8 protein-coding genes are annotated in these 8,210 nt (G+C 60.8%); 7 read left to right on the top strand and 1 reads right to left on the bottom strand.

The window, feature by feature from the left end:
- The first annotated feature begins 95 nt into the window (after positions 1–95).
- The 7 genes from phoR to phoB all read left to right on the top strand — a co-directional run bounded on the left by phoR (position 96) and on the right by phoB (position 7,811).
- Positions 96–1,322, top strand: coding sequence for a phosphate regulon sensor histidine kinase PhoR (gene phoR / locus RHIBUN_RS0105650; RefSeq protein ID WP_025658807.1), 1,227 nt, complete (start codon positions 96–98; stop codon positions 1,320–1,322).
- A gap of 198 nt (positions 1,323–1,520) precedes the next feature.
- Positions 1,521–2,555 carry a substrate-binding domain-containing protein gene (locus RHIBUN_RS0105655; RefSeq protein ID WP_025658808.1) on the top strand — a complete coding sequence of 345 codons (1,035 nt, stop codon included), beginning with the start codon at positions 1,521–1,523 and terminating at the stop codon, positions 2,553–2,555.
- A gap of 148 nt (positions 2,556–2,703) precedes the next feature.
- Entirely contained in the window at positions 2,704–4,185 is a 1,482-nt protein-coding gene (gene pstC / locus RHIBUN_RS0105660) for a phosphate ABC transporter permease subunit PstC (RefSeq protein ID WP_025658809.1), read from the top strand.
- Complete coding sequence (gene pstA / locus RHIBUN_RS0105665) at positions 4,182–5,504, top strand: phosphate ABC transporter permease PstA (protein WP_018857628.1); 1,323 nt, start codon at positions 4,182–4,184, stop codon at positions 5,502–5,504. Before pstC ends, pstA begins: the two co-directional genes overlap by 4 nt.
- Positions 5,505–5,518: 14 nt before the next feature.
- Positions 5,519–6,334 (top strand): phosphate ABC transporter ATP-binding protein PstB, encoded by an 816-nt coding sequence (gene pstB / locus RHIBUN_RS0105670; protein ID WP_025658810.1) that lies wholly within the window; start codon positions 5,519–5,521, stop codon positions 6,332–6,334.
- A 43-nt stretch (positions 6,335–6,377) separates the two neighbouring features.
- Positions 6,378–7,091 carry a phosphate signaling complex protein PhoU gene (gene phoU, locus RHIBUN_RS0105675; RefSeq protein WP_025658811.1) on the top strand — a complete coding sequence of 238 codons (714 nt, stop codon included), beginning with the start codon at positions 6,378–6,380 and terminating at the stop codon, positions 7,089–7,091.
- A gap of 36 nt (positions 7,092–7,127) precedes the next feature.
- Positions 7,128–7,811, top strand: coding sequence for a phosphate regulon transcriptional regulator PhoB (gene phoB, locus RHIBUN_RS0105680; protein WP_007529789.1), 684 nt, complete (start codon positions 7,128–7,130; stop codon positions 7,809–7,811).
- Between the two features lie 169 nt (positions 7,812–7,980).
- On the opposite strand, the gene RHIBUN_RS0105685 is transcribed toward phoB, so the two are convergent.
- Positions 7,981–8,210, bottom strand: a 230-nt coding sequence (locus RHIBUN_RS0105685) for a transposase (RefSeq protein WP_025658812.1), incomplete at its 5' end; no start/stop codon positions are given.

Below are 8,210 nucleotides of genomic sequence, written 5' to 3' on the forward strand. Positions count from 1 at the left end.
GAATCACGGCTATCAGGCAGAGTTTGAAGATAAGAGTACGAGCCGAAAACCGCGAGGGGCAGTTGGAAGACAAAGCGCCATGGACACGAAGCCTGATTGCACGCATTCGGCAGGAGCGTCCCGTCCTGCTCGTGGCTCTGCTGATTGCCCTGATTGCTCTGGCTGCAGGCGCAAACAAGTGGGTCGTGCTCGGTCTTCTGTTGCTAATGATCATCACGGCGTTGTGGCACACGGTTCCGGCGGCCCTCCCGAAAGTCCAGCTGGAACCAGTTCCCGAGACTATCGAAGCGCCCGGGAACCGCTTGGCCGAGGTTGCCGCGGCGCTTGCCGCGCTCGACATCCCCGTCATGGTGCTTTCCGGTGATGCCTCGGTGCTTTACCAGAACCGCGCGGCCGAAAAGGCTTTCGGCGAGGCCGCCATTGGTGCGCATATTTCCGCTCGCCTGCGCTCGCCTGGCATCCTCGACATGGTCAGCGAAACGATTGCAACCAACGCGCCGAACCAGATCGAGCACTCCGAACGCCTGCCATCCGAGCGCGTTTACATCGTCCGCAGCGCCCCCGTGGAGTTTGACGAACAGCAGCCGGCTGATGAGCGTTTCTTCGTGCTCTCCTTCCGGGACATTTCCGAGGTTCGCCGCATCGACCGCATGCGCTCCGATTTCGTCGCCAATGCCAGCCACGAGTTGCGCACGCCACTCGCGTCCCTGCGCGGCTTCATAGAGACTATCCAGGGCCCGGCGAAGAATGACGGCAAGGCGCAGGAGCGCTTTCTCGGCATCATGCTGGATCAGGCCACTCGTATGAGCCGTCTTGTCGACGACCTCCTGTCCTTGTCGCGGCTGGAACTCAAGTCACACATCGCCCCGGATCAGAAGGTCGATCTCGTTCCACTTCTCGGCCATGTGAGGGACTCGCTGGCACCACTCGCAAACGATGTCGGCGTTGAGATCGTGCTGCATCTTCCGCTGGGCAAGGCAGAGGTGCTTGGCGACCGCGACGAACTGGTCCAGGTTTTTGAAAACCTGATGGAAAATGCCTGCAAGTATGGGCAGGAGGGCAAGACCGTCGATGTGTTCCTGAAGAATGCACCGGGCGAGCCGGTGGAGGTCACGGTTGTCGACAAGGGACCGGGAATTCCGGCCGAGCATGTGCCGCGACTGACCGAGCGTTTCTACCGTGTGAGCATCGAGGACAGCCGCTCGAAGAAAGGCACGGGGTTGGGCCTTGCCATCGTCAAGCATATCCTGACGCGGCACCGCGCGCGCTTGATCGTCAAGTCGGAAGTCGGCAAGGGAACGAGCTTCACCGTGCGGTTTTGACATAAAACTGCGATCAATCGTGCGGGATCGCATTCTTTGTATAATGATTTCATATATTTAATCTGTCACAAATGTTTCGTGAAAATGACATAAAAGCTCTGGGCATCAGGGGCTAAAGAGAGCGGGCCGCTGATGAAGACGGCACTGCAAAGGCCGCTCAAGGCCGCACTCAGACCGCTATATGCCCGGGAGACTGTTATGAACGCTTTTAAACTCACGGTCGCAGCACTTGCCGCTTCCGCCGCTTTCGCTGGCGCGGCCGTTGCGCGCGACCAGGTTCAGGTTGCTGGCTCGTCCACCGTCCTGCCTTACGCCAAGATCGTAGCCGAAACCTTCGGCGAAACCTTCAAGGACTTCAAGACGCCGGTCGTTGAATCCGGCGGCACGGGCGCTGGCCTCAAGGAATTCTGCAAGGGCGTCGGCCCGGACACCATCGACGTTGCCAACGCTTCGCGTCCGATCAACGCCAAGGAACTGGACGCCTGCAAGGCAGCCGGCGTCACCGACATCCAGGAAGTGAAGATCGGCTATGACGGCATCGTCTTCGCGACCGACTCGTCCAACCCTGATGTCGCCTACGTCCCGGCCGACATCTATAAGGCTCTGGCTGCCCAGGTCGTTGTTGACGGCAAGCTCGTCGCCAACCCTTACAAGAAGTGGTCGGAAGTCAACCCGGCACTCCCGGCTGTTGACATTGCTGCCTACATCCCGGGCGAAAAGCACGGCACGCGCGAAGTCTTCGAACAGAACGTTCTTGCTGCTGGCTGCAAGGCTTCCGGCGCTCTCGACGTCATCAAGGCTTCGATCTCTGACGCCGCCGCTCAGACCAAGGCTTGCGTCGCAGTCCGCAAGGACGGCGCTGCTGTCGACATCGACGGTGACTATCCGGAAACGCTGGCACGCATCGCTGCCAACAAGACCGGCGTTGGCGTCTTCGGCCTTTCCTTCTATGAAAACAACGCCGACAAGCTGAAGGTTGCGACCGTCAACGGTATCGTTCCGTCGACCGAAACCATCTCCGACGGCACGTACCCGGTTTCCCGTCCGCTGTTCTTCTACGTCAAGAAGGCACACCTCGGCGTCATCCCGGGCCTGAAGGAATACGTCAACTTCTTCGTATCCGAACAGATGATCGGACCGGACAGCCCGCTCGTCGAGTACGGCCTCGTTGCCGCTCCGGACGGTGAGCGCGACGCGATCCGCAAGGGCGTTGAAGACGGCAAGACTATGTAATGACCTTGCCGGCGCGATCACCAGATCGCGCCGGCTTTGCCTTGTTCCGCCAAGTCGGGACGGGGTCTGAACTTCTGCAAGTTTGAGAGCCGGATCGGTCCGCCTGCCGTTTCCGCTTTTGGGGTCAAAGGGCCTGGGACCTAAACGAATGGGTACATCCATCATACTCTTGTGTCTCGTGGTGCTTGGCGCCGTTGCTTTCATCGCAGCGCGCAGCCGTGCTACGGCACTTGCCGGGGGCAAGTCCTCCGCGCTGCATTCGCGACCGGGCTACTACGGCGCCTATGCCGCCATCTGGGCGGTGCTGCCGGCACTTATCGTGCTGTGCGCCTGGCTGGCGATCAGCCCTTCGATCATTGAGTCTTCCGTCCGTAGCACTTTCCCGGATGACGTCAAGGCGCAGCCGGCCGCGCAGCAGAACCTGAATTACGGGATGGTCAGCGCGATTGCGCGCGGCCTGCCGCTCCTCACCCCGGAGGAGATCAGCGGTGCTGCCAGCGATCCGGCTGGCCTCCAGGCAAAGCTTGCTGCAAAGGGCGTTCCGCTGGCCGGCCAGCCGCAGCCATACATGATCGACGCAGCGCAAAAGCTGAACGAAGAATCGGCTTCCAGCCGCCTCGTCATGACGGCGGTCGTCCTCATCCTTGCCGTTGCCGGCGCATTCTATGCGCTTCGTGAAGTCGCTCCGCGATTCCGTGCACGCAACCGCGTCGAACGTGTCATGCTTTGGGGCCTGCTCCTGGCGTCCTCGATCGCCATCCTGACGACGATCGGTATCGTTCTGTCAATGCTGACGGAAGCCGCGCATTTCTTCGCGGTCGTTCCTGCTGCAGACTTCTTCTTCGGTACGGTCTGGGATCCGCGCTTTGCCGGTGCCGGCGGCTCGTCCTTCGGGCAATTCGGCCTGATACCGCTGCTGCTAGGCACGCTCTACATCGGCTTCGTTGCGATGCTGGTGGCGGTGCCTGTCGGCCTGTTCGCGGCGATCTACATGGCGGAATACGCGGCCTCCGCAGTGCGATCGATCGCAAAGCCGCTGCTCGAAGTGCTCGCTGGTATTCCGACGATTGTTTACGGCTTTTTCGCCCTCGTCACGGTCGGCCCCTTCCTCCGCGACCTGTCTTCGCAGGTAAACGGCCTCCTTACCGGCAATTATGCGAACTTTATTCAGGCGCAGAGCGTTCTGACAGCGGGTATCGTCATGGGCATCATGCTGATCCCATACGTTTCGTCGCTCTCCGACGATATCATCACCGCTGTGCCGCGTGCGCTCCGCGATGGTTCGCTCGGTCTCGGTGCGACGCGTTCGGAGACAATCAAGAAGGTGGTGCTTCCCGCGGCGCTGCCCGGCATCGTCGGCGCGCTTCTGATGACTGCATCGCGCGCCATCGGCGAAACCATGATCGTGGTGCTGGCGGCGGGTGTCGCGGCGCGCATCCAGATCAACCCGTTCGAGCCAATGACGACAGTCACTGTCAAGATAGTCAATCAGCTCACTGGTGATCTGGAGTTCACCTCGCCGCAGACGCTGGTTGCCTTCGCGCTTGGTATCACGCTGTTCTTCATCACGCTTTGCCTCAACATCTACGCGCTCTATATCGTGCGCAAATACCGGGAGCAGTACGAATGACGGATATTGTTTCTCCGGGTCAGGGCGTTGTTGTTTCGAAGGCGCCTGAACGTCGCGACATCGGCCTCAAGCGCCGCTATGCCGCCGAGCGCCGGTTCCGCATCTATGGCATCGCTGCGATCTCCTTTGGTTTGATCTTCCTGGCGGTTTTGCTGACGAGCGTCGTCAGCAAGGGCTACACGGCCTTCCTGCAGACGGCGATCACGCTGCCGATCGAGTTCAGCGAGAAAACCATCGACCCGAACAACAAGCGCGCAACGGATCCGTCCGTGCTGATCGCGGCCAACTATTCGGTTCTCATCCGCGACGCGATGGTCAAGACGCTGAACCTCAATGCATCGAGCCGTCCCGAGGTGCGTGACGCGACCGCTATGATCTCCAAGGGCGCGCCGATCCAGCTGCGCGACATGGTCGTTGCCGATCCGTCGCTCATCGGCAGGACAGTCAACATCACCCTGCTTGCAGACGCCAACGTTGACTCCGCCAACAAGGGTCAGATTGACCTCAAGGTCGACGAGAAGAACCGCAAGGTGAACGACAGGCAGGTTGGCTGGATGAACCAGCTGGCGGAAACCGGTGCGCTGCACAAGAAATTCAACACCGGACTCTTCGTCAACGGCAACTCCAGCCGTCCCGAGGCCGCCGGTCTTGGTGTCGCCCTGGTTGGCTCGCTTTATCTGATGTTGATCGTGCTCGTCCTATCCCTGCCGATCGGCGTTGCCGCTTCGATTTACCTCGAGGAATTTGCACCGAAGAACAAGCTGACGGACCTGATCGAGGTCAACATCAACAACCTCGCGGCGGTTCCCTCCATCGTCTACGGTCTGCTCGGTCTTGCTGTTTTCATCAACTTCGCCGGCCTGCCGCGTTCAGCGTCGCTGGTTGGTGGCCTGGTACTGACCCTGATGACCTTGCCCACGATCATCATCGCGACCCGCGCAGCGCTTCGCGCCGTCCCGCCATCGATCCGCTCGGCCGCGCTCGGCCTCGGCGCCTCCAAGATGCAGATGGTCTTCCACCACGTCCTGCCGCTTGCGATGCCCGGTATCCTGACCGGCACGATTATCGGTCTGGCGCACGCGCTCGGGGAGACGGCGCCGCTGCTTTTGATCGGCATGGTCGCTTTCGTCGCGAATGCTCCGGCGACGCCCATGGAGCCTTCGACGGCCCTGCCGGTGCAGGTCTACATGTGGGCCAATGAAGCCGAGCGCGCCTTCGTCGAGCGGACCTCCGGCGCCATTATCGTCCTGCTCCTATTCCTGATCCTCATGAACCTCGGAGCCATCCTCTTGCGTCGTCGCTTTGAGCGCCGCTGGTAAACGGAGTAGACATTATGAACATGTTGACGGAAGCAGCAGTTGAGAAAGCGGTTGATCAGAAGATGAACGCCATTCCCTACAAGATGATCGGCCAGGACGTCTCCGTTTACTACGGCGAGAAGCGCGCGCTGTTCGACGTGAAGCTGAACATCCGTGAAAACACGGTGACCGCCCTGATTGGCCCATCCGGTTGCGGCAAGTCCACCTTCCTGCGCAGCCTGAACCGCATGAACGACACGATCGACGGTTGCCGCGTCACGGGCAAGATCACGCTCGATGGCGAAGATATCTACGATCCGGATATCGACGTTGTGGAGCTTCGCGCGCGTGTAGGCATGGTGTTCCAGAAGCCCAACCCGTTCCCGAAGACGATCTACGAAAACGTCGCCTACGGTCCGCGTATCCATGGGCTCGCCAAGTCGAAGGCCGACATGGACCAGATCGTCGAACACAGCCTGCAGCGCGCCGGCCTCTGGAATGAGGTGAAGGATCGCGTTCACGAAGCCGGCACCGGTCTTTCCGGTGGTCAGCAGCAGCGCCTCTGCATCGCCCGCGCCGTCGCCGTCAGCCCCGAAGTCATCCTGATGGACGAGCCATGCTCGGCACTCGATCCGATTGCAACGGCCAAGGTCGAGGAGCTCATCCACGAGCTCCGCGAGAACTACACGATTGTCATCGTGACGCACTCGATGCAGCAGGCCGCCCGTGTTTCGCAGCGCACAGCCATGTTCCACCTTGGCAACCTCGTCGAGGAGAATGACACCGACAAGATGTTCACCAACCCGGACGATCCGCGCACCCAGGACTACATCATGGGCCGCTTCGGTTGATCGGCCGTCTCGGTAGCACTTACGATATTCAAGGATGAGCCCTATGGCATCGACACATATCTTTTCTGCCTACGACGATGATTTGAAGTTCCTGTCCCGCCGTATCTCGGAAATGGGCGGCTTGGCCGAGCAGATGGTCTCGGATGCCGTACGCGCGCTCGTAAACGGCGATACGGCTCTTGCCCAGAAGGTCATCTCGGACGATGTGATCCTCGACCACGCGGAGCGCGAGATCGGCGACAAGGCGATCGTCACGATCGCCCGCCGCCAGCCGATGGCGGCCGATCTTCGCGAGATCATGGGCTCCATCCGCATCGCGGCAGACCTGGAGCGCGTCGGCGACCTGGGCAAGAACACTGCCAAGCGTGTCATTGCCGTACAGAGCGCCGGCGTGCCGCGCAAGCTCGCCCGCGGCCTCGAGCACCTGTCCGAGCTCGCCCTCGTCCAACTCAAGGAAGTCCTCGACGTCTACACGAGCCGTGCTGCCGACAAAGCAAAATCGGTCCGTGAGCGCGACGAGGAAATCGACGCGATGTACACCTCGCTGTTCCGTGAAATGCTCACCTACATGATGGAAGATCCGCGCAACATCACCAGCTGCACGCATCTTCTGTTCTGCGCCAAGAACATCGAGCGCATCGGCGACCACGCCACCAACATTGCCGAAACGATCTACTACATGGCCACCGGTGCCCAGCCGGAAGGCGAACGTCCGAAGGACGATACCGCCAACACCGTCGGCGCAGTCACTGAATAGTCATTCCGCGACCGCGCCCCCAGGAGACCGAAACGAATGATCCCTAAAGTAGCTGTCGTTGAAGACGAAGAAGCGCTGAGCGTGCTTCTCCGCTATAACCTTGAGGCCGAAGGCTTTGAGGTCGATACCATCCTGCGCGGCGACGAGGCCGAGATCCGGCTTCAGGAACGCACGCCGGACCTTCTCATCCTCGATTGGATGTTGCCGGGCGTGTCTGGCATCGAGCTCTGCCGCCGCCTGCGCATGCGGCCGGAAACCGAGCGCCTGCCGATCATCATGCTGACCGCCCGTGGCGAGGAAAGCGAACGGGTTCGCGGCCTCTCGACCGGTGCTGACGATTACGTCGTCAAGCCGTTCTCGACGCCGGAGCTTGTCGCTCGCGTCAAGGCGATGCTGCGTCGTGCCAAGCCCGAGGTGCTCTCGACGCTGTTGAAGTGCGGCGATATCGAGCTGGATCGCGAGACGCACCGCGTTCACCGCAAGAGCCGCGAAGTCCGCCTCGGCCCGACCGAATTCCGCCTTCTCGAGTTCTTGATGGCATCGCCCGGCCGCGTCTTCTCGCGCTCGCAGTTGCTCGACGGCGTCTGGGGTCACGACATCTATGTCGACGAGCGTACTGTTGACGTCCATGTCGGCCGCCTGCGCAAGGCTTTGAACTTTTCCAACATGCAGGACGTCATCCGCACCGTGCGCGGTGCCGGCTATTCGATGGAAGCCTGATCCTTTCAGGCGAGAGCCTGAGAGGTCTTTCCAATACAACGAAAAACGGGCCCGCGAGGGCCCGTCAGACTGCTGACAAACCCGTCGATATTTTCGGCGGGTTTGTTTTTTGGACGTTGGTTGTTTTAGTTGGGTTCTGAGGCGGGGCGAAGTTGGCGGCCTCTGGCCCTCATGCCATGGCTGGTCTGGGTGGCTTGGTGAGCGCCATGGCGATCTTCTTGATGTTTTGGGCGGCTGCAGCCAGCAGGCACTGGCATGCGACGCGGGTGAGACTTCGAAAGCGGGCATAGCGATGCCCGTGAAGCTGCTTGGCATCGGCAAACGAGCGCTCGACCGTCTCCTTGCGGCGCTTATAGATTGCCTTGCCCCAAGGGGTCAGGCGGTTGGCGTCGGTGCGCT

This window comes from Rhizobium sp. IBUN (genome assembly GCF_000510625.1).
In the GTDB taxonomy this organism is placed as follows: domain Bacteria; phylum Pseudomonadota; class Alphaproteobacteria; order Rhizobiales; family Rhizobiaceae; genus Rhizobium; species Rhizobium altiplani.